The organism is Streptomyces termitum, from assembly GCF_014650175.1.
Lineage (GTDB): Bacteria > Actinomycetota > Actinomycetes > Streptomycetales > Streptomycetaceae > Streptomyces > Streptomyces termitum.
The window spans coordinates 380726-402135 of record NZ_BMUL01000004.1; the positions used below are offsets into that span (position 1 = coordinate 380726).

Here is a 21410-nt window from a genome sequence, read left to right on the forward strand (position 1 = left end):
GAGGAGATCCCCATGAGATCGAGTCCGAAGCGGCTCTCCGTACTCCTCGTCAGCACGGCCCTCATCGCCGGAGCCCTCGGCTTCGGCACGATGGCCCAGGCCACCGACCCGGCCGACGGCGTCCCGGCCGCCGTCGCCGCGGCCGCCAACCACACCGGGCACCGGATGGCCGCCTCCACCCAGGCGTCCGGCGACGACGCCGACGGGGACGGGTACATCCCCGCGAACCCGCCGGTCACCGGCGTCACCCCGTCCACGGACACCCCGCCCCCGGCCTACCACCACGAGTTCCAGGCCGGCTGCTCCGTCACCCACACCGCGCCCGACGACCCGATCGTCTACCCGGGCCAGTTCGGCAAGTCCCACGACCACACGTTCATGGGCAACACCTCCACGAACGCCGCCAGCACCACCGCCTCCCTCTACGGCGGCGCCACCACCTGCAAGGCGCCCGCGGACGCCTCCGCGTACTGGATGCCCTCGCTGTACAACGGCGACCAGAAGGTCCTGCCCACGGGCCCGCAGGTCATCTACTACAAGTCGGGCGTGACCGACTACCGCAGCGTGCGTCCCTTCCCGAAGGGGCTGCGGTTCGTCGTCGGCAACCCGATGCAGACCGAGCAGGAGTTCCGCGCCCACAAGGGCTTCGTCGAGGGCTGGGAGTGCGGCGACAGCTTCTTCAACACCGACATCCCGGCCAACTGCCCCAGCCGGCCCGACGTCCAGCTCAACCTGCGCATGCAGGCGCCCAGTTGCTGGAACGGTCTGCATCTCGACACCCCCGACCACAAGAGCCACATGGCGTACCCGGTCGTGAAGCCCGGCACCAACGACACCATGTGCCCCGCCTCCCACCCGGTCGCGCTGCCGATGATCGAGTTCAAGATGGCGTGGCCGGTCAACGGCGACATGAGCCAGGTCCGCCTCGCCAGCGGCCGCGGCTACTCCTTCCACTACGACTTCTTCAACGCGTGGGAGGAACGCACCCTCAAGGCCCTGGTCGACCACTGCATCAACGGCGGCCTCCAGTGCGACACCCGCGGCTTCGACCTGTACCGCCCCGAGCGCGGCACGGTGCTGGACGCCGACCACCGCCTGCCCTGACCCGGCCGGCACCCCACCGCACGGCCGGGGCGGCATCCGCCCCGGCCGTCCGCGCACGAAGAGACGACAGGAGAGAACAGGTGGGCCGTGATGCGTGACGACGTGCTGGACGCCCTGGTCGGGAAGTTGAGCACGGCCCGGAAGGTCCGCCTGCTCACCGGCGCCACGACCTGGCGGACGGCCGCCGAGGAGGCGGTCGGACTCAGGGAGATGGTCTTCTCCGACGGGCCGGCGGGCGTCCGGGGCGAGAGCTGGGACGAGCGCGACACGTCCGTGCTGCTGCCCTCCGCCTCGGCCCTCGGCGCGACCTGGGACGAACGGCTGCTGCGGGAACTGGGCGGACTGCTCGCCTCGGAGGCCGTGCGCAAGGGCGTCGACGTTGTGCTCGCCCCCACCCTGAACCTCCACCGCACCCCGCTGGGCGGCCGGCACTTCGAGTGCTACGCGGAGGACCCCGAACTCACCGCCCGCACCGGCGCCGCCCTGATCAGGGGCATCCAGGAGCACGGCGTGGCCGCCACGGCCAAGCACTTCGTCGCCAACGACTCCGAGACCGACCGGCTCCACGTCGACGTCCGCCTCTCCGAGCGGGCCCTGCACGAGGTGTACCTCGCGCCCTTCGCCGCCGCCGTGGAAGCCGGAGTGTGGCTGGTCATGGCCGGATACAACGGCGTCGGCGGCACGACCATGACCGCCCACCCGCTCCTCTCCGACCCCCTCAAGGGAGCCTGGGGCTTCGACGGGGTCGCCGTCTCGGACTGGGCCGCGGTCCGCACCGCGCGCGAGACGGCCCGCGCCGCCCTCGACCTCGCCATGCCGGGGCCCCGCGGCCCCTGGGCGGCCGAGCTCCTCCGGGCCGTGGAGGACGGCCGGGTCCCGGAGGCGGCCCTCGACGACAAGGTGCGCCGCCTGCTCCGGCTCGCGGACCGGGTGGGCGCGCTGGGGGAGCCCGGCCGCCGCCGCCCGGCGACGCCCCCCGCGGCCGTCCGGCGGCTGCTGCGCCGGGCGGTCGCCGCCGGCACGGTCCTGGTGCGCAACGAGGACGTCCTGCCCCTCGACCCGAACGCCCTGGCGACGGTCGCCGTCCTCGGCGCGCACGCCGCCGCGCCCCGGCTCCAGGGAGGCGGCAGCGCCGGAGTGTTCCCGGCGCGGGCCGTCACCCCGCTCGACGGCATCCGCGCCCACCTGCGCGGCCGGGCCCGCGTGATCCACGCCCCCGGGCCCTCGCCGGACCCGCCGCCCGCCCCGCTCGACCCCGGCCGGTGCGCGGACCCCAGGACGGGCGAGCCCGGGGTGCTGCTGCGCTGCCTCGACGCCGAAGGGCGCGAGCTGTCGGCCGAACGGCGCCTGTCGGGCCGGCAGCTCGAACCCGGCCTGCCCGCCGGGGCGCACACGGTGGAGATCAGCGCGCTGCTGCGGCCCGAGACCACCGGCGCGTGGACCTTCGGCGTCGGCGGCTTCGGCAGGCTGACGCTCAGCGTCGACGGGCGCACCGTCCTCGACGAGGTCCGCCCCCGCGACACCGACGATCCGGCGGTCGTGCACGTCACCCCGCCCCTGCGGACCGTGCGGGCGCACCTGGCCGAGGGCCGCGCCGTCCACCTGGTGGCGAGCCGGGAGCTGGCCCCCGGCACGGGCCGCGCCACCGTCGTCGTCGCCGCGCCCCCGGCGCGGGACCCGGAGTCCGCCCTGGCGGAGGCCGTGGCGGCGGCCCGCGGCGCGGACGCCGTCATCGTCGTCGTCGGCACGACGGAGCACGACGAGACGGAGGGCCGCGACCGTACGGACCTGTCCCTGGGCCGCCGCCAGGACGACCTCGTGCGCGCGGTCGCCGCCGTCCACCCCCGGACCGTCGCCGTCGTCAACAGCGGGGGACCCGTCGAGCTGCCCTGGCGCGACGAGGTGGGGGCCCTGCTCCTCGCCTGGTTCCCCGGCCAGGAGGCCGGTGGCGGCCTGGCCGACGTCCTCTTCGGCCGCGCCGAGCCCGGCGGCCGGCTCCCCACCACCTGGGCGGCGTCCCTCGCCGACGCGCCCGTCACAAGCACCCGGCCCGTCGGCGGGCGGCTCGACTACGCGGAGGGCCTCCACATCGGCTACCGCGCCTGGCTGCGCTCGGGGAACCGGCCCGCCTACTGGTTCGGGCACGGGCTGGGCTACACCACCTGGGCGTACGAGCGGGTGGAGGCGCCGGGGCGGATCGCGCGGGACGAGCCCCTCACCGTCCGGGTCACGCTGCGCAACACGGGCCGGCGGGCCGGGCGCGAGGTCGTCCAGGTCTACCTGGCACGTCCCGGCTCGGCCGTGGAGCGCCCCGTCCGGTGGCTGGCGGGGTACGCGACCGCGAGCGCCGCGCCGGGCCGGCGGACGACCGTCGAGGTGGCCGTGGCGCCGCGCGCGCTGCGGCACTGGTGCCCCGGCGGGGGCGGATGGCGCACCGAGCCCGGACCGTACCGGATCGTGGTGGGGCGTTCGGCGGGGGCCCCTGAGTGGGAGGGGGAGACGGTGGTGGGCGGCTCCGAGCCCCCTCCGCCGTGAGGGGGACGCGCCGCGTGACGGCCCGGCCGCGCTCCTCGCGGCGCGCCGCCACGGCCCCGGCAGGCCCGCGCGCCACGTGCGTACGGCACGTGCGCGGCGCGTGTACGCGGGGGACGGGCACCGCCCCGGACGGGCCCCAGGGCCTGATCCGAAAGAAACGCCCTAGTGCGCGGCCCGCTGCCGGAGCGTGGTCTGCCAGGCCGGGGCGGGCTCCTCGGCCTCCACGGGCGCCCGGCGGCCGCCGTGGGCGAAGAAGTCCGCGAGGGGGAGGATCGCGGCGCCCACCGTGACGGCGTCCGGGCCGAGGGTGCCGAGCCTGATCTCCACGTGGGAGGCCGGATAGGACAGGGCGGACGAGGTGGCGTAGGAGCGGACGCGGTCGAGGAACCGGGTGCCCAGCTGGAGGCCCGCCCAGCCGCCCACGAGGATGCGCTCGGGCTGGAGCAGGTTGATCAGGTCGGCGAACCCGGCCCCCAGGTACTCGGCGGTCTCCTCCAGGACCGCGAGGGCGACCGTGTCCGCCTCCTCCTCCGGGCCGGCCGGGTAGGCCGCGGCGAGGAGCGCGGTCAGCGCGGCCTCCTCCCCGGCGTCGGACGGCGGCTTCCCGCCGGCCTCCCGCCAGCGCTCCAGGAGCGCCTCCGCGCCGGCGTACGCCTCCAGGCAGCCCTGGGCGCCGCAGCGGCAGCGGCGGCCCCGGACGCGCACCTTGAGGTGCCCCCACTCGACGGCCCGGCCGGGCCGCAGCTCCTCGCCGAAGACGGACGCGCCGACCCCGGAGCCGAAGAGGACGACGACGGCGCTGCCCGCGCCGCGCCCGCCGCCGAACCACATCTCCGCCTGGCCGAGGGTCTTGGCCCCGTTCTCGATGAAGTAGGACACCGAGTCGGGCAGCGACACGGACTCGCGCAGCAGCCGCTCCAGCGGTACGGCGTCCCAGCTGATCGTCTGTCCGTGCACCACCGCGCCGTCCTGCGGGGTCCGCGCCACGATGCCGGGGACGCCCACGCCCACGCCCAGCAGCTGCTCGGCGTCGATGCCGGCCTCCTGGACGACCTCCTCGATGCCGTCGCGGACGTGGCCGAGGACGACGCCGACGTCGTAGCGGTCCTCCCGGCGCGGTCCGTTGGCGGCGAGGGGCCGGTCGGCGCGCGCGAGCTCGGTGAGGGCCACGTCGAACAGCTCGATCCGGACCCGCGTCTCGCCGATGTCGACGCCGATCATGTAGGCGCTGTCCTGCCGGACGCGCAGGAGGGTGCGGGGCCGCCCGCCGGCGGAGTCCACGCTCCCGGCCTCCTCCACCAGGCCCTCGGCCAGCAGGTCCGCCACCACGTTGCTCACCGACCCGGAGCTCAGGCTCGTGACCGGGCCGAGCGCCAGACGGCTCAACGGGCCGTCGAAATACAACCGTTGCAATACCGCGCTGCGATTTTCCCGTCGCAGGTCACGCACCGTACGGCCGCTGCGCACACTCACCGGACACCCTCTTCCTTAGGCCTTACGTGCAAGATACCGCCGCGACGCCTCTTGACGCGACCTTCTTCCGAGGTTTAACTCACATCCTAAATTAAGCCGAGAGGCCAGGTGGGGGTCCAGCGCGGGACGTCGCCCCCCCTTCTTTCCGGCTGCCGCCTCCCCCGAAAGAGACCCCAGGACCATGCGCAGAATCAGAGTCGCCGCCGCCGGCGCCGTCACGCTCTCCCTCGTCCTCACCGCGACCGCCTGCGGCGGCTCCGGCGGCGGAGCCGGCTCCGACGGCGACCCCCGGACGCTCACCTACTGGGCCTCCAACCAGGGCGCCAGCATCGAGGCCGACAAGAAGGTCCTGCGGCCCGAGCTCGACAAGTTCGAGAAGGAGACCGGGATCAAGGTGAAGCTGGAGGTCGTGCCCTGGTCCGACCTGCTCAACCGGATCCTGACCGCCACCACCTCCGGCCAGGGCCCGGACGTCCTCAACATCGGCAACACCTGGAGCGCCTCCCTCCAGTCCACCGGGGCCCTGCTGCCCTGGAACGCCGAGAACTTCGAGGCGATCGGCGGAAAGGACCGCTTCGTCGAATCCGCCCTCGGCTCCACCGGCGTCCGGCGCCAGGACCCGGCGGCCGTCCCGCTCTACTCGATGGCCTACGCGCTCTACTACAACAAGAAGATGTTCGCGGACGCCGGCATCGCCCAGCCGCCGACGACCTGGGACGAGGTGATCGCCGCAGGCAAGAAGCTCAGCAAGGACGGCAGGTGGGGCATCGGGGTCGAGGGCTCCAACCTCTCCAACAACATCCACCAGGTCTTCGCCCTCGGCAAGCAGAACGGCACCGACTTCTTCACCGCCGACGGCAAGGCCGACTTCACCTCCGACGCCGCCGTGACCGCCGTGAAGCAGTACGTCGACCTCATGGCCGTCCACAAGATCGTCGCGCCGGGCAACGCCGAGTACGCCCAGAACCAGTCCCTCAGCGACTTCTCCAAGGACAGGACCGGCATGGTCCTGTGGCAGAGCGCCTCCGCCACGTTCGCGTCCCAGGGCATGAACGACGACGAGTGGGGCGTCGTCCCCGCCCCCGTCCTCTCGGGCGGGCCCGGCGCGGGCGCCCAGACCAACTCGATGGTCGCCGGCATCAACATGGCCGTCTTCAAGAACACCAAGAACCTCGACGGCGCCCGGAAGTTCGTCAAGTTCATGACCAGCGACGAGGAGCAGGTCGTCCTCAACAAGGCCTACGGCTCCATCCCGCCGGTCATGGCCGCCCAGCAGGACCCCGCCTTCGACGGCCCCGCCCTGAAGGTCCTGCGCGACACCCTCGCCACGAGCGCCACCGCCCTCCCGCAGGTCCCGGAGGAGTCCCAGTTCGAGACCGTCGTCGGCACCGCGGTCAAGGAACTCTTCGCCGAGGCCGCCGCCGGCCGGCCCGTCACCACCGCGTCCGTCAGGGCCAAGCTCGAAGCGGCCCAGCAGCAGATGCCCAAGAAGTAGGCCCCCCCGCCATGACCGATACCGCCGTCACCCCCGAGCGGGCGCCGGCGGTGCGCAAGGCCGCACCCGGAGGGGCGCGCACCCCGCGTCGCTCCGGGCGCCGCCGCATCGCACTGCCCTACGTCCTGCTCCTGCCCGCCCTGCTCCTCGAACTCCTCGTCCACCTCGTCCCCATGCTCATGGGCATCACCATGAGTTTCCGCGAACTCACCCAGTTCTCCATCGGCGACTGGTCCGCCGCTCCCTGGGCCGGGTTCGACAACTTCTCCGTCGCCGTCGACTTCAACGCCCCGGCCGGCCGGGCCCTCCTGAAGTCCTTCCTCACGACGTGCGTCTTCACCGCGGCCTCCGTCGGCCTGTGCTGGCTCCTCGGCACGGCCGCGGCGGTCTTCCTCCAGGAGAACTTCCGGGGCCGGGCCGTCCTGCGCACCCTCTTCCTGGTGCCGTACGCGCTCCCCGTCTACGCCGCCGTCATCACCTGGGCCTTCATGTTCCAGCGCGACAACGGCGTCATCAACCACGTCCTCCACGACCAGCTCGGCATCGGCGACACCCCCGCCTTCTGGCTCATCGGGGACAACAGCTTCTGGGCCCTGCTCGTCGTCTCCGTCTGGAAGGGCTGGCCCTTCGCCTTCCTCACCGTCATGGCCGCCCTGCAGAACATCCCCCGGGAGATGTACGAGGCCGCCGCCCTCGACGGGGCCGGCGTGTGGAAGCAGATCCGGCACATCACCCTGCCGTCCCTGCGCCCCGTCAACCAGGTCCTCGTCCTGGTCCTCTTCCTGTGGACCTTCAACGACTTCAACACGCCGTTCGTCCTCTTCGGCAAGGCGGCCCCGGAAGCGGCGGACCTGATCTCGCTCCACATCTACCAGTCGTCCTTCCGGACGTGGAACTTCGGCACCGGCTCGGCCATGTCCGTGCTCCTGCTGCTCTTCCTCCTCGCCGTCACGGGCGTCTACCTCCTGCTCACCACCCGCGGAAGGAAGACCTCCCGTGCCTGACGCCGCCCGCGCGCGCACCCCGCGCTCCCCGATGGCCCCGCCCCGGTCCTTCCTGTGGACCCGGCGGATCTTCCTCACCCTGGTCACCGCCTTCGTGGTGCTGCCGGTGTACGTGATGGTGTCCAGCTCGCTGAAGCCGCTGGAGGACGTCTCGGGGAAGTTCGAATGGATCCCGTCCACCCTGACGGCGGCCCCGTACTTCGACATCTGGGAGACGGTCCCGCTCGCCGACTACTTCGTGAACTCGATCGTCGTCGCGGGCGCCGCCACCGTCCTCTCGGTGGCCGTCGCGATCTTCGCGGCGTACGCGGTCAGCCGCTACGAGTTCCGCGGCAGACGGGTCTTCGCCGTCACCGTCCTGTCGACGCAGATGTTCCCCGGCATCCTCTTCCTGCTGCCCCTCTTCCTCCTCTACGTCAACATCGGCAACGCCACCGGCATCGCCCTCTTCGGATCCCGCGAGGGCCTGATCCTCACCTACCTGACCTTCTCGCTGCCCTTCTCCGTCTGGATGCTCACCGGGTACTTCGACTCGATCCCGCGCGAGCTCGACGAGGCGGCCAAGGTCGACGGCTGCGGACCGGTCGGCGCGCTCTTCCGCGTGATCATCCCCGCCGCGCGCCCCGGCATCGTCGCCGTCGGCATCTACGCCTTCATGACCGCCTGGGGCGAGGTCCTCTTCGCCTCCGTCATGACCAACGACACCACCCGCACGCTCTCCGTCGGACTCCAGGGCTACTCCACCCTCAACGACGTCTACTGGAACCAGGTGATGGCCGCCTCCCTCGTGGTGAGCGTCCCCGTCGTCGCCGGCTTCCTCCTCCTCCAGCGCTACCTGGTCGCGGGCCTCACCGCGGGCGCCGTCAAGTGACGCCCCGCGCCCCCGTCCCGCCCACCGCCTCCACACCCACCACGAAGGGGTCCCCCGTGTCCGAACCCACCGCCCCGCGCACCGCGCCCGACCTGGCGGCCTTCCCGCCCGCCTTCGCCTGGGGCACGGCGACCTCCGCCTACCAGATCGAGGGAGCCGTCGCCGAGGACGGCCGCGCCCCCTCCATCTGGGACACCTTCTGCCGCGTCCCCGGCGCGATCGACAACGCCGACACCGGCGACACCGCCTGCGACCACTACCACCGCTGGCCCCAGGACATCGCCCTCATGAAGGAACTGGGCACCGACTCCTACCGGATGTCGATCGCCTGGCCCCGGGTCGTCCCCGGCGGCGACGGCCCCGTCAACACCGCCGGCCTCGACTTCTACGACCGGCTCGTCGACGGACTCCTGGAGGCGGGCATCACCCCCTCCGTCACCCTCTACCACTGGGACCTGCCGCAGGCCCTCCAGGACCGCGGCGGCTGGACCTCCCGCGAGACCGCCGAACACCTCGCCGCGTACGCCTCCGCCGTCGCCGGCCGGCTCGGCGACCGGGTGGGCACCTGGGCGACCCTCAACGAACCGCTCTGCTCCGCCTGGATCGGCCACCTGGAGGGGCGGATGGCCCCGGGCCTCACCGACCTGACGGCCGCCGTCCGCGCCTCGTACCACCTGCTCCTCGGCCACGGCCTCACCACCGCCGCGGTCCGGGCCGCCGTCCCCGGCGCCCGCGTCGGCCTCGTCACCAACCACTCCACGGTCACGCCCGCCTCCGGCCGCCCCGAGGACCTCGCCGCCGCCGCCCGCATGGACGGGCACGGCAACCGCTGGTGGCTCGACCCGGTGTACGGCAAGGGCTTCCCCGCCGACATGCGCGAGCTGTACGGGGTCGAACTCCCCGAGAAGCCGGGCGACCCGGAGACCATCGCCGCCCCGCTGGACTGGCACGGCCTCAACTACTACTTCCCGGTGACCGTCGCCGACGACCCCGAGGGCCCCGTCCCGCACGCCCGCGAGGTCCGCCTCCCCGACGTGCCGCGCACCGGCATGGACTGGCAGATCGAGGCGGCCGGCCTGGAGACCCTGCTGCTGCGGCTCACCGAGGAGTACGGCGTCCGCGAGCTGTACGTCACCGAGAACGGCTCCGCCTTCCCCGACACCGCCGGCCCCGATGGCGCCGTCCACGACCCCGACCGGGTCCGCTACCTGGAACAGCACCTCGCCGCCTGCGCGAACGCCGTCCGCAAGGGCGCCCCGCTCGCCGGCTACTACGCCTGGTCGCTCCTGGACAACTTCGAGTGGGCCTACGGCTACGACAAGCGCTTCGGCCTCGTCCACGTCGACTACGCCACCCAGGAGCGCACGGTGAAGACCAGCGGCCGCCGGTACGCCGAACTGATCCGCGCCCACCGGGAGGCGCGGGCCTGACGGCCCGGCGGCGGGCGGGCCGCGGGTTCAGCAGGCCGCCCCGCAGTCCCGGACCGCCTGCGGGGCGGCCAGGACGTCCAGGCCGTACCCGAGGGCGGTGAGCGCCGCGACGGTCGCCGCCAGGACGAGCGCCGCGCGCCACCGGCCGCGCGCGGCGGCGAGGACCGCCAGGGCGGCCACGGCCCCGCCGGCAACCAGGAGCGGCAGGCCCGGCCAGAGCAGGTCCACGTTCCGCTCGCCCTCGAAGGCGCCGGAGAGGCCCCGGCGGCCGTGGGGCAGCCACACCGCGAGGCCCGCCAGCGCGCCGAGCACCGCCGCCAGGCACCCGGCGGCGCCGGTGACGGCTTCGCGCCGGGGTGTCCGCTGAGTCTCCATGCGAGGAGAGACGTTTCACCAGGGCGGGAAGGTTCCGCCGGTGCCGGACGGGCCCTAGCGGCCTCGGGGGGAGCGGCCGGACGGGGTGAGGTACCGCTCGAAGAAGGCGGCGGCGTAGGCGGTGCCGGCGCGGCGCTGGGCGGTCTCGGACAGCTGGGTGTCGTAGACGGTGCCGCCCGGCTCGGTGCACTCGCCGGGGCGGGCGGCGTCGTGCCCGGCGTCGTCGCGGGCGGCGACCTGCCCGCCGGACGGCGACCACTGCGTGTTGAAGTAGTTGTGGTTCGCGCCGCGCATCGCGCGCCGGTGGAAGCCGGCCGTACCGCCGGCGGCCGCGTCGGCGGCGAAGGCGAACGCCTCCTCCCCGACCTGCCCGTCGCAGGTCCCGCGCACCACCGCCAGCGGCGTCCGGGTGATCCCGTACGCGGACATGTCCTCGGTCATGACGTTGTACGCGGGCGCCAGCGCCAGCACCGCCCGGACCGTGACGCCGGCGGGCCACTGGGCCCGGTGGCGGTCCGCCGCCTGCCACGTCACGCCCGCGCCGCCGCGCGAATGGCCCAGGGTGCCGACCCTGTTCAGGTCCACGCGGTGCCGGAAGTCGACGCGCCGCGGCTTGTTCGTCACCGCGTCGCGGAACGCGCCCTCCAGTCCGCCGCGACCGGAGGCGTTCAGCTTCTGCCACAGCGCGAGGTGACGGTTGATCAGATCGGCCCGGGCGGAGGCGTTCCCGTCGCCCCACACCGACGAGGCGTTGATGCCGTTGGCCCGGACGGACAGCACGATGAAGCCGCGGCGGGCCAACTCCTCGCCGAGGTAGTCGTAACCGCGCTCGTTCGGCAGGACCGGGGTGCCCGGGGCGCAGGGCCAGCCGAACAGCTTCTCACTGGCCGCCGCGTAGGCGTCCCAGTCCTCCGCCTGCTCGGCGGCGGACCGCGCCGCCTCCGCCGCACGGTCCGCGCAGGTCTCGTGCCAGCCGTGCAGGAGGACGACGAGCGGGCGCGGCGCCGATCCCAGGTCCTTCGGATAGTGCACGACGCCGGCCATCTCGACCGGCTCCCCGGTCGACGGCAGCCGGTACGCCCGGTCCCCCAGGTCATAGGTGACGGCGGCGACCTCCGCCGCCCGCCGCTCCGGCCCGACGGCAGCCCCGGCGGACGCGGGACTCCCCACCAGAACCTGCGCCAGGACCAGGGCGGCCACGGACGCGGAGAGAACGGGAAGACGGGAAGGGACCGGGACGTCGCTGCGGCGCACGGGGGCTCTCCGGGGGTGTGGAGGTGGTGGGGGCGCCCTGGAAGATCGCGGGGGAGGGGGCCGGGGTTGCCTGGGGCGGGACATGTGACGGAAGGTCACCATCTGCTTCCCGGCCGTGTACGTGAACGGCGGAGCCGATCGGGACGGTGGCCGGTAGGGTCCCCGGAGTGACCGCGACGCCTTCCGACCTCCTGTCCCGCGCCCTGAACGCCTGCGGCGAGCCGCCCTTGAGGCCGCTGCCGGCCGTGGTGGCGGAGCTCCTGCGCTCCCTGGAGGCCCCGCCGCGCCTGGCGGCCCACCTGCGTCTGGTCCACGACGTCGCGGCCGAACTGGTCGCCTGGGCGGAAGCCCGCTACCCGGAACTGGTGTGGGACCGTGACGCCGTCCTCTTCGGCGCGGCGACCCATGATGTGGGCAAGGTGCTGCACCCCGGGGAGCTCTCCGGACCCGGATCGGACCACGAAACGGCCGGCCGGGACCTGCTCCTGGAACACGGCTTCGCACCCGGGCTCGCCAGGTTCGCCGCCGACCACGCGAGGTGGGGCGATACGGATGCGGGGATCGAGGACCTCCTCGTCAGCGTGGCCGACAAGGTGTGGAAGGACAAGCGCGTCCCGGACCTGGAGGACGGGCTCGTACGGGAACTGGCCGGGGTGTCGGGGCGGGAGCCCTGGGAGGAGTACCTCGCCCTCGACGACCTGCTCACCCGGATCGGCGCGGACGCCGCCCGACGGCTCGCCTTCCAGGTGGCGTTCCCGGTGGGGGCGTGACGGGGCCGGACCGTCAGGAGGCGGTCGCCCGAGGCGTGCACGAAGGGCCTCGGCCATCCTGGCGGGCGTCCGTGTGTGGGGGTACTCCTCGGTGGCCCGACGGTGCGGACCGGCCCGCCGTCGGCGCCCCGGCCCTTAGACTTCATTTCCTTTGGCGTGATCGTTCGTTGTTCCGTGCATGACGGATCTGGTCGAACGGTTGGTGCCAGAGGAGTTGTGGGTGTTGTTCCGGCGGGTGGTGCCGCCAACTGAGGTGAAGCGTCCGCAGGGCGGGGGCCGACGCCGGACCGGTGATCGCGAGACTCTCGCGGCGATCATTTTCGTGGCCACTTCGGGCTGCACGTGGCGCCAGCTGCCGCCGGTGTTCGGCCCGGCTTGGCCCACGGTCTACCGTCGGTTCGCCCAGTGGAGCCGGGACCGGGTCTGGGCCAGGCTCTACCGCGTGATCCTCGACGAGCTCGGGGCACGGGGCGAGCTGGACTGGTCGCGGTGCGCGATCGACTCGGTCAGTCTGCGGGCGACAAAAGGGGGCCGCTGACCGGACCGAATCCGACCGATCGCGGCAAGTTGGGATCGAAGATCCACCTGATTACCGACAGGAACGGACTGCCGCTGTCCCTGGGAATCTCCGGCGCGAACGTGCACGACAGCCAGGGCCTGGAGCCACTTGTGCGTGGCATCCCGCCCATCCGGTCGCGCCGCGGACCTCGGCGTCGGCGGCCGACGAAACTGCACGCGGACAAGGGCTACGACTACGACCACCTGCGCCGATGGCTCCGTCGGCGGGGCATCTGCCACCGCATTGCCCGCAGGGGGGCGAGTCTTCACAGCGGCTGGGCCGCCGCCGGTGGGCGGTCGAAAGGACGGTCTCCTGGTTGGCCGGCTGCCGACGTCTACACCGCCGTTATGAACGCAAGGCCGAACACTTCCTGGCCTTCGTCGGCATAGCCGCAACCCTCATCGGCTACCGCCGCCTGGAGCGACGAAGCGCCTGTCACAAGCGGGAGAACACGACCACGTCATAGCGTTCGAGGACTGGCCGGGGCTCGCCCAACGCCTCGCTCCGAGCCGTGGCCTCCAAGCGGACAAGGCCCCGGTGGAATTCCTCATCGGTGAGATGGGTGAACTTCGACTGCGGCCGGCTGACCAGCCGGGTGTGGTACTCCGCCAGGTTTGTCGCGACCGGCTGGGCAAAGGAGGTGGCTTCGTCCAAGGTGAACCCGACAGAGACGAAGTCGCCGACCACTTCCTCTTCGCCCGGGAAGCGTTGCTCGTCGATCGCCCGGAGCTGCGGCCAGAAGTCGTACACCAGCGCATCCAGCCGTTCGCGGAACGTGGTGCGAATGACCACTCTCCCGCCGATGCGCAGCACGCGGACCAGCTCGCGGGCCGCTCGCGCGCGGTCGGGAATGTGATGAATAACGCGGGACATCAAGGCCAGGTCGAAGGTCCCCGCAGCGGCGGGCACCGCCTCCGCCTCCCCCGACAGATACCGCACCGCAGGATGTGGATGATGCCGTCGGGCCTCGGCAAGCATCACCTCTGACGCATCGACGGCCATCACCTCGCTTCCCTCGATCCAGCGAGCCATCGCGGCCGAGAAGACGCCCGTTCCCGATCCGATCTCGACGATGGATGGCGATGTCCGCTGCACATAGGAAGCGATCAGCTCAACCCAGGCCCGCAGCGAGGCTTCGGGCATCTCGTTGCCACGCTCGTAGGCGCCGGCCAGCTGCTCATCGTCATAGACACGGCTCATGGAACCGATCCTCACCCAGGGATCACACCCAAACAAGAACGCCTTCTCACGCCAAGACACCAAAGGAAACGACGTCTGAGCCGGGCACGTCCGAGCACGGCGGCGGCCGGAGGCCCGGGAGCATCCGGCCGCCGCTGTCCTCGGTCGCCCTCACGGGGCGGTCCCGGTCCGGTCCTGTCCGCGGGTCACGAAGTGGTCCAGCAGGATGGGCACCGACTCGTCGGCGAAGCGCAGCCCCTCCGGCATCAGCACGTCCTTCACGTCGTAGGCCCCGCGCCCGCCGGCCGTGGTGGCCGTCAGGGTGCACAGGCCCGAACGGCGGTGCCAGGCCCACTGGGTGACGTTCCATCCGATCACCCCGTCCCGGCGCAGCGCGATCGTGCGGCGCTTCACGGAACCGTGCCGGGTCACCAGGTACCGCCCGGTGACGCCGTGCCCGAGACTGCGGGCCGCGTCCCGCGCGAACAGGGCCCCCGCGGCGTACGCCACCAACGCCGTGGTCCAGCCGATGTGGATCAGTACGTCCGTCAGCAGCACCCCGAGCAGGACCAGCAGGCCACCCAGCCCCGTGCCCGTGAAGAACGCCCAGCGCAGCCTGCGCAGCAGCGCGTGGCGGGTGTGCGGAACGAGCCGTACGGAAGCGGTCGGGTCCTCCTCTTCGCGCAGTACGGCCGCGGCCACCCGGTGTGCCTCCGCGAGCGGGGCGGGCGGCAGCATCGCGCTCGTGACGTAGCTGCTGATCTCCTCCTCGGCCGAGCCGGTGCCGCTTGCCACCGCGTAGGTGTACGCCCCTCCGCCCCAGCGCAGCAGCAGCGGCTCCGCGATCTCCATCCCGCGCAGCCGCTCCTCCTCCAGCGTCACCGACCGGGTCACGAACAGACCGCGAGTCGCCCGCAGTGCGCCGTTCGGTTCCCGCAGCAGGCGGAAGTCCCACCACATCTCCACGTACAGGCCCGTCGCACCGCAGGCTCCGACGACCACGAGGCCCAGCAGCCCCAGTACGATCACCGGCAGGAGGTCGGCCCGGCTCAGCCAGGAGAACAGCTGCGGGATCAGGACCGCATCCGGGTCGGCGCCCACCGTGTCCAGCACCTCGTACGTTCCGCCGACCGCGCTCAGCCCCAGGAAGACGGCCCAGCTCGACAGGGGTGCGTACCGGAGCCACTTCCAGTCGATCCGCCCGATGGTGTCCTGGTCCTCCTCCACGGCCGTACGGCGCACCAGGTCCTGGCGCAGTGTCTCGGCGTCCCGGCGGGACAGCGCGTCCAGCGTCAGTACGGCGTTGTCCGCGGAGCCGACCCGGTGGCCCGTGCCCACCTTCACGGTGGAGAGGCCGAAGATCCGGCGTAGCGGGTTCGCGGACACGTCGACGCTGCGCACCCGATGCCGGGGGATGGAGCGGTGGCTGCGCACCAGGACGCCCGTCCGCAGCTCGATGCGTTCCGGGGTGAGCCGGTAGGTGGTCTTCAGCCAGCGCCACCATTCGTACACGGGGAAGCAGAGCAGCGGCGGCGGAACCGCCGCGTGCAGCCACCACGGTGCGTCCCGCCACCACATGATGACGGCGGCGGTGATGATCAGCAGCCCGCTCCCGGTGCTGGTCACGGCGATGATCCGCGGGTCGAGTCGGCGCCACGCGGCCTCCGCGTCCGCCCGTCCCGCACCGGACTGCGCGGCGTTCGTGGGATCGCCGGGCACGGCGCCCGCCTGTGGCGAGTCCGCGGTGCCGTTCCGGCCCCGGGCGCTCATGTCGCGTCTCCGGGAGTGGCCTGCGTGATCCGGGTCAGTTCCTCCGCGAGATCACGGGCCTTGTCCTGTGCCAGGCCGTCGATCCGCACCGCCCCCGCGGCCGACGCGGTGGTGACGACAAGGGTGGACAGCGCGAACATCTGCTGTATCGGGCCCCGTACGGTGTCGACGGTCTGGATCCGCGAGAGCGGCGCGATCCGCCACTGCTGGCGCACCCACCCGGCCCGGGTGAACACGGCGTCCTCAGTGGTCTCCCAGCGGTGCACCCGGTACCGCCAGGCTGGCATCACGGCCGTGTACAGCAGGCCGGGCGCGCCGATCACGGCCGCCGCCAGCATCAGCCAGTAGCGGGCCGGTGTGATCAGCACCCCTAGCAGCACCAGGATCAGCGTCGGCGGGAGCACGGTGACCAGTGCCTGGACGGTCCACCAGCCGATCGAGCGCCGGTCCGGTGCATGACTGGGCGGACGCAGCGCCAAGTCCCCGCCGGAGGCGGTGCCGACGGGTGGGGCATGGGCGTGGGTTTCGGACGTCGCGGAATCAGCCATCGTCAACTCCAGGAGCAGGTCGAGCGGTTGGGGAGAACGCCCCGCCGCAGGCCCCTCCCGGCCTCGCGGCGGACTCGGCTCCGTTCAACGGTGGAAGCGGGCTCGCATATGGCTATCACACCACGCTGCCGCGCTGTTCCTCCTGCTCGGTCGACAGGCGCTCGAACCCCGCTTCGGCTGACCCCGGTTGGGCCCCTGACCGGCGGCGGCACCTCGCAGAAGGGGGGCGTCTAGTACTGCAACGGTGCTTAGACGTCGTTTCTTATGGCGCTCTTGCGGTTATCGTGCCGGAGGGGGCCATCGTTGGGGTTGGGCAAGGGGTGGGGGCTCGTGGACGAGGCGTTTGACGTTGCGGGAACGGCGCTGTGTTGCGCCGCAGCCATCCGGCTGGGCGGAGCCGTGCAGGTACTGACCACGCGATCTGGCCTGCTTGACCACTACAGCCCGATCATGGCGGGGCTGGAGAACATCACAGCGTTTCTCGACGGTCGAGGGCTCGATGACGACTTGCTCGGCTCTGCGTTCGCCGAGAGCTGGTCCCTGGATGCCAGGTATCCGGCAGAGCTCGCCGGCCACGCCTTTGTCGCAGGATGGTCCTCTCTGGTCTTCGGCACGGTGGTGCTGACCCGGCCGAAGCAGCAGGACATTACGTCAGCGCAGACCCTGGAGTTTGCCTCGAAGGCGGCGGCATCCTGGCCGATTGCCGTCCGTATCGGCTCCTCCGACAGCCTGCTCCGCTTCGAGGCAGCGTGCCAGCAAGAGGCGGAAGCCCAGATGCGGGAGGGCGGTCTTCCTGCTCTGTGGAAACTGACGGAAGATCGATCAAAGCAGTATCGCCAGACGACGGAACAGTTCATCGGATAACCGGCGTCTCAGCCTGCCAGTCTTCGGAAGCCGATGAGGGCTGCGGCTATGCCGACGAAGGCAAGGAAGTGTTCGGCCTTGCGCTCGTAGCGGCGGTGGAGCCTTCGGCAGCCGGCCAGCCAGGACACGGTTCGCTCGACCACCCACCGGTGCCGGCCCGGCCGCTGTGAGGACTCGACCCCCCTGCGGGCGATGCGAGGACGGATGTCCCGCTGGCGTAGCCATCGCCGCAGGTGGTCGTAGTCGTACCCCTTGTCGGCGTGCAGTTTCGCCGACTTCCGGCGCCGGGGTCCGCGGCGGGAGCGGATGGGCGGGATGCCCCGGACGAGCGGCTCCAGGCCCAAGCTGTCGTGCATGTTCGCGCCGGAGATGCCCAAGGACAGCGGAAGCCCGTTGCGGTCACAGACCAGGTGGATTTTCGATCCTAGTTTGCCGCGGTCGGTCGGATTCGGTCCCGTCAGTGGCCCCCTTTTGTCGCCCGCAGGCTGACGGAGTCGATCGCACACCGCGACCAGTCCAGCTCGCCCCGCGCTCCGAGTTCGTCGAGGATCACGCGGTAGAGCCTGGCCCAGACCCGGTCCCGGCTCCACTGGGCGAACCGGCGGTAGACCGTGGGCCAGGCCGGGCCGAACACCGGCGGCAGCTGCCGCCACGTGCAGCCCGACGTCGCCACGAAGATGATCGCGGCCAGGGCTTCGCGGTCACCGGCCCGGCGTCGGCCACCGCCCTGGGGGCGTATCACCTCAGTCGGTGGCACCACCCGCCGGAACAGCACCCACAACTCGTCCGGCACCAGTCGCTCCACGAGATCCGTCATGCACGGATCAACGAACTCTCACACCATAAGAAACGACGTCTTATTCTCTGGCGATTCCGAAGCGGTGCGGGCAGGGTGGGTGGCATGACAGGACGCTCCGCATCCGTTCCCGCGGAGGCAGAAGATCGCCAGGCCGTGGAGCACGTCCTCGGCCGTCCCTTGAGCCGGGCGTGGCCGGCGGGTGCATGGGCGCCGGGCACCCGGGTCACGGTCGTTCGGGATCCTGACTGGGACGGCCCTTGGCAGGCGGAGTTCTCCGGAACGATCGATGCCGTGGGTGCAGCCGTGCCCAACGAACACGCCCAGGCGTTCAGCGGCGAGTTGCTGTACTGGGTCACCTTTGACGCACCGCAGTACGACAGCGACGGGGACGGCCCCTATCGCAAGGCCCAGGTCTGGGGTCGGTATCTGCGGACGAGGCCCGAGTCCGTGGTGTAGGGGTGCGGCAGGTCACGTTGCCACGTTCGAATCCTCCGGCGAGCCGGGAGAATCGTTGAGGGGCGGTGGAGTCGGGCATGGGAATGGTCGAGAGGCTTTGGAAAGCGGGAGAGATCCCGCTTCGGGACGGTCTGTATCGACCGGACGACACCGGGCTGGAGTTGCACGTCGACGGACCGGGGGCGCATCACCCGGATGCCGGGCAGCCGATTCCCTTTCGTGTCGGAGGGGTGCTCGATGTGGCCCGGGCCCTTGAGGAGTACCACGTCGACGAGGTGGATCCCTGTTTCGAGGTGCCGCTGCCGGACGGATCGGGGTGGATGTCCGGCGGGGGCGGCGGGATGGGCAACATCGGTTATCTCGCCCGCCTCGACGCTGACTCCTCGTTGCGGTGGGTCGCCGTCATGTTTCGTTCCAACCCGTTCGTCGGCGTGCGCTACGAGGGCATGCGGGCCGTCTTCACCAACGACTGGGGGAACCTGCTGACCCTTGACCTCACGACCCCCGCCCTCGGCTGACCCGCCCGTCGGCCAAGGGAGTTGCGGAAGGTGACCGCGGGATCGCGGTGAAGGGGCGTTCTACGCTCGGCATATGGCGATCAGTTATGAATGGCGGGGCGACTTCGACAACGTCGCGGTCGACGCGTTGCACGCGGAGGGGTTCGGCGGGGCGGCTTCGGGCGTCGATTGGGTGGCCCGTGTGCGGCGGTACAGCCTCGGGTGGGTCTGTGCGTGGGAGGAGGGCGAGCTCGTCGGGTTCGTCAACGTCGTGTGGGACGGCGGAGTTCACGCGTTCCTCCTCGACACGGTGGTCGCGGGAGGGCGCCGCCGGGCCGGGATCGGGGCCGGGCTCGTCGCCGAGGCCGTGCGGCGGGCCCGTGAGGCCGGATGCGGGTGGCTCCACGTCGACTTCGAGGACGACCTGCGGCCGTTCTACCTCGACGCCTGCGGGTTCAGGCCGACGGCGGCGGGTCTCATCGCGCTCTGAGCGGCCGGGAGCCGACCGGCAGCCGGTCGGGAGCGGTCGGGAGTGGCCGGGAGCGGGGCGGGAGCAGTGGGGATCTGGCCGGGAGCGGTGGGGCAGGGGGCGGGGGCGGTCGGTGTTCGGCCGGGGCCGTCCAGGTGATGGTGGGGGCGGGGCCGGAACCCGGGTGGGTGCGGGGCGTTCGATCGGGTGTCGTTCGTCCTTTCCGCTCGTCCCGTCTCCGGAGTCGTACCCATGGTCAGTTCCCTTCCGCCCCGGTCCCCCCGCCGTGATTCCGGTGCCCCGCCCCGAGGGGTGCTGGTGGGGCGGCCGTGGGGGGCCGGCGGGGTGGCGGGGGCGTATGACGCGGTGGTGGTCGGGTCGGGGGCCGGCGGGCTGACGGCGGCGGTCTGCCTGGCCCGGCAGGGGCGGCGGGTCGCGGTCTTCGAGCGGCACTACACCGCCGGCGGCTACACCCACGCCTACCGGCGGCGCGGCTGGGAGTGGGACGTCGGCATCCACTACGTCGGCCAGTTGGGGAGGGGCGAGCCGGTACGGGTGCTGTCCGACTACCTGACCGGCGGCGCGCTGGAGTGGGCGCCGCTCGGGGACCCGTACGACGAGTACCGCATCGCGGGGGAGGACCACCCCGTGCCCGTCGGCCTCGACGCCCAGCAGGCCGCCCTGATCGCCCGCTTCCCGGCCGAACGGGACGGCGTACGGGAGCTGTTCGCGCTGATCCGGCGGTGCCGGGGGGTGCTGCCCGCGCTCGCGCTGGGGCGGCTGTCGGGGCCGGTGGCGCGGCGGCTCGCCCGGGTCCTGCGGACGGTGGCCGTCCCGCCGGAGGCACTGCGCCCCGCCCGCGAGGTGGTGGAGGAGAAGGTCCGCGACGCGCGGCTGCGGCAGGTGCTGCTCACACAGAGCGCGCTGCTGCTGGCCGACTCCACCCGCCGGCTGCCGTTCTTCCTCCTCGCCGTGCTGTTCGAGCACTTCCGCACCGGCGCCTGGTATCCGGTGGGCGGCAGCGCCGCCATCGCCCGCGCGATGCTCGGCCCGATCCGGGAGGCGGGCGGCGAGGTCTTCGTACGGGCCCCGGTCGCCCGGATCGTACGGGACGGGGACGGGGAGCGCGCCGGGGCGCGGGCGACGGGGGTGGTCCTGGCCGACGGCACCCGGGTGCGGGCCCCCGTCGTGGTCGGCGCGGCGGGCGCCCACCACACCTACCGCACCCTGCTGCCGGGCCCGCCCGCCGCCGGGGCGGAGCGGCTGGACGGCATGCGGCGCGGCTTCCCGTTCGTGGTGCTCTTCCTCGGCCTCGACGGCACGCCTGGGGAACTGGGCCTGCCCCGGCACAACATGATGGTCACCGAAGGGGACTGCGACGCCTTCTTCGACGGCCCCGCCGGACGCGTCAGCGGATGCTTCCTCTCCTTCTCCTGCGCCAAGGACCCCACCTGGGAGGCGCGTCACCCCGGCCGGTCCACCGGCGAGGTCCTCGCGTACGTCCGCCCGGACCTGTTCGCCCCCTTCCACGGCTCCCGCCCGCGCCACCGGGACCCCGCCTACCTCCGGCTGAAGGACGAACTGAGCGCGGAACTCCTCGCCGTGCTCCACCGCCGACTGCCGCGCACCCGGGGCCGGGTGGCGTACCACGAGCTCGGTACGCCGCTGTCGGCCGAGCACTTCACCGGCTGGCCCGGCGGGAGCCTCTACGGCCTCGCCAAGGACGTCGCCGCCTTCGGCGACGGCCGCGGCCCCGGCCTCGCGGACTGGATCCGCCCGCGCACCGGGGTCCCCGGCCTCTACCTGGCCGGCCAGGACTGTCTGGCCGGAGGCTTCCTCGGCGCGGTCACCGGCGGCCTGCTCGCCGCCCACGAGGCCCTCGACGGCCGGGGCAGGGCCCGGCTGTGGGCCGGGCTGCTCGGACACGGCGTCCGGCCGCCCGCCTCCCGGTGACGGCC

Annotated in this window: 19 protein-coding genes and 1 pseudogene; 13 read left to right on the forward strand and 7 right to left on the reverse strand. The window is 72.6% G+C overall.

The window, feature by feature from the left end; genetic code table 11:
* The first annotated feature begins 12 nt into the window (after positions 1-12).
* Both IE219_RS10305 and IE219_RS10310 read left to right on the forward strand, forming a co-directional pair.
* Positions 13-1104 carry a DUF1996 domain-containing protein gene (locus IE219_RS10305; protein ID WP_189976286.1) on the forward strand — a complete coding sequence of 364 codons (1092 nt, stop codon included), beginning with the start codon at positions 13-15 and terminating at the stop codon, positions 1102-1104.
* Positions 1105-1194: 90 nt separating this feature from the next.
* Positions 1195-3639 (forward strand): glycoside hydrolase family 3 protein, encoded by a 2445-nt coding sequence (locus IE219_RS10310; protein WP_189976287.1) that lies wholly within the window; start codon positions 1195-1197, stop codon positions 3637-3639.
* A 162-nt stretch (positions 3640-3801) separates the two neighbouring features.
* Here IE219_RS10310 and IE219_RS10315 read toward each other — a convergent pair whose 3' ends face one another.
* A complete protein-coding gene (locus IE219_RS10315) occupies positions 3802-5112 on the reverse strand; it encodes an ROK family protein (protein ID WP_189976288.1) in 1311 nt (436 codons plus the stop codon).
* 181 nt (positions 5113-5293) lie between these two features.
* On the opposite strand from IE219_RS10315, the gene IE219_RS10320 reads away from it, so the two are divergent.
* From IE219_RS10320 to IE219_RS10335, 4 genes are read left to right on the forward strand one after another with little or no spacing between them, the layout of a single operon-like run.
* Positions 5294-6607 carry an ABC transporter substrate-binding protein gene (locus tag IE219_RS10320; protein WP_189976289.1) on the forward strand — a complete coding sequence of 438 codons (1314 nt, stop codon included), beginning with the start codon at positions 5294-5296 and terminating at the stop codon, positions 6605-6607.
* Positions 6608-6618: 11 nt separating this feature from the next.
* On the forward strand, positions 6619-7611 hold the full coding sequence (locus tag IE219_RS10325) for a carbohydrate ABC transporter permease (RefSeq protein WP_189976290.1): 993 nt from the start codon (positions 6619-6621) through the stop codon (positions 7609-7611).
* A gap of 31 nt (positions 7612-7642) precedes the next feature.
* Positions 7643-8482, forward strand: coding sequence for a carbohydrate ABC transporter permease (locus IE219_RS10330; protein WP_189976427.1), 840 nt, complete (start codon positions 7643-7645; stop codon positions 8480-8482).
* A gap of 56 nt (positions 8483-8538) precedes the next feature.
* Entirely contained in the window at positions 8539-9912 is a 1374-nt protein-coding gene (locus IE219_RS10335; protein ID WP_189976291.1) for a GH1 family beta-glucosidase, read from the forward strand.
* 27 nt (positions 9913-9939) lie between these two features.
* Here the strand turns inward: IE219_RS10335 and IE219_RS10340 are convergent, their stop codons facing one another.
* Positions 9940-10287 (reverse strand): hypothetical protein, encoded by a 348-nt coding sequence (locus tag IE219_RS10340; RefSeq protein WP_189976292.1) that lies wholly within the window; start codon positions 10285-10287, stop codon positions 9940-9942.
* A gap of 54 nt (positions 10288-10341) precedes the next feature.
* Positions 10342-11487 (reverse strand): alpha/beta hydrolase, encoded by a 1146-nt coding sequence (locus tag IE219_RS10345; RefSeq protein ID WP_308434017.1) that lies wholly within the window; start codon positions 11485-11487, stop codon positions 10342-10344.
* A 221-nt stretch (positions 11488-11708) separates the two neighbouring features.
* Between IE219_RS10345 and IE219_RS10350 the strand changes: the two genes are divergently transcribed.
* Together IE219_RS10350 and IE219_RS10355 are read left to right on the forward strand one after the other, a co-directional pair.
* Positions 11709-12311 (forward strand): HD domain-containing protein, encoded by a 603-nt coding sequence (locus tag IE219_RS10350; RefSeq protein ID WP_189976294.1) that lies wholly within the window; start codon positions 11709-11711, stop codon positions 12309-12311.
* Between the two features lie 178 nt (positions 12312-12489).
* A pseudogene (locus IE219_RS10355) lies at positions 12490-13336 on the forward strand (IS5 family transposase).
* Here IE219_RS10355 and IE219_RS10360 read toward each other — a convergent pair.
* The 3 genes from IE219_RS10360 to IE219_RS10370 all read right to left on the reverse strand — a co-directional run bounded on the left by IE219_RS10360 (position 13306) and on the right by IE219_RS10370 (position 16367).
* Positions 13306-14070 (reverse strand): class I SAM-dependent methyltransferase, encoded by a 765-nt coding sequence (locus tag IE219_RS10360; RefSeq protein WP_189976295.1) that lies wholly within the window; start codon positions 14068-14070, stop codon positions 13306-13308. The pseudogene IE219_RS10355 and the gene IE219_RS10360 overlap by 31 nt on opposite strands.
* A 150-nt stretch (positions 14071-14220) precedes the next feature.
* Positions 14221-15819 (reverse strand): PH domain-containing protein, encoded by a 1599-nt coding sequence (locus tag IE219_RS10365; RefSeq protein WP_189976296.1) that lies wholly within the window; start codon positions 15817-15819, stop codon positions 14221-14223.
* Positions 15816-16367 (reverse strand): PH domain-containing protein, encoded by a 552-nt coding sequence (locus tag IE219_RS10370; protein WP_098011969.1) that lies wholly within the window; start codon positions 16365-16367, stop codon positions 15816-15818. Before IE219_RS10370 ends, IE219_RS10365 begins: the two co-directional genes overlap by 4 nt.
* Before the next feature lie 330 nt (positions 16368-16697).
* On the opposite strand from IE219_RS10370, the gene IE219_RS10375 reads away from it, so the two are divergent.
* Positions 16698-17231, forward strand: a complete 534-nt coding sequence (locus tag IE219_RS10375) for a hypothetical protein (protein ID WP_189976297.1) — start codon at positions 16698-16700, stop codon at positions 17229-17231.
* A gap of 8 nt (positions 17232-17239) precedes the next feature.
* Here the strand turns inward: IE219_RS10375 and IE219_RS10380 are convergent.
* Positions 17240-18048 (reverse strand): IS5 family transposase gene (locus IE219_RS10380; RefSeq protein WP_189976298.1). Its coding sequence is split into 2 segments (ribosomal slippage): positions 17240-17698 and positions 17701-18048, totalling 807 coding nucleotides; the frame shifts between segments, so codons are not numbered across the junction.
* Between the two features lie 84 nt (positions 18049-18132).
* Between IE219_RS10380 and IE219_RS10385 the strand changes: the two genes are divergently transcribed.
* The 4 genes from IE219_RS10385 (at position 18133) to IE219_RS10400 (ending at position 21405) form a co-directional block, all read left to right on the forward strand.
* Complete coding sequence (locus tag IE219_RS10385; protein ID WP_229849691.1) at positions 18133-18486, forward strand: ferrous iron transport protein A; 354 nt, start codon at positions 18133-18135, stop codon at positions 18484-18486.
* Positions 18487-18563: 77 nt separating this feature from the next.
* Positions 18564-19004: a hypothetical protein gene (locus IE219_RS10390; protein WP_189976299.1), complete on the forward strand. Its 441-nt coding sequence runs from the start codon at positions 18564-18566 to the stop codon at positions 19002-19004.
* Between the two features lie 73 nt (positions 19005-19077).
* A complete protein-coding gene (locus IE219_RS10395) occupies positions 19078-19473 on the forward strand; it encodes a GNAT family N-acetyltransferase (protein WP_189976300.1) in 396 nt (131 codons plus the stop codon).
* 324 nt (positions 19474-19797) lie between these two features.
* Entirely contained in the window at positions 19798-21405 is a 1608-nt protein-coding gene (locus tag IE219_RS10400) for a phytoene desaturase family protein (RefSeq protein WP_189976301.1), read from the forward strand.
* The last annotated feature ends 5 nt before the right edge of the window (positions 21406-21410 follow it).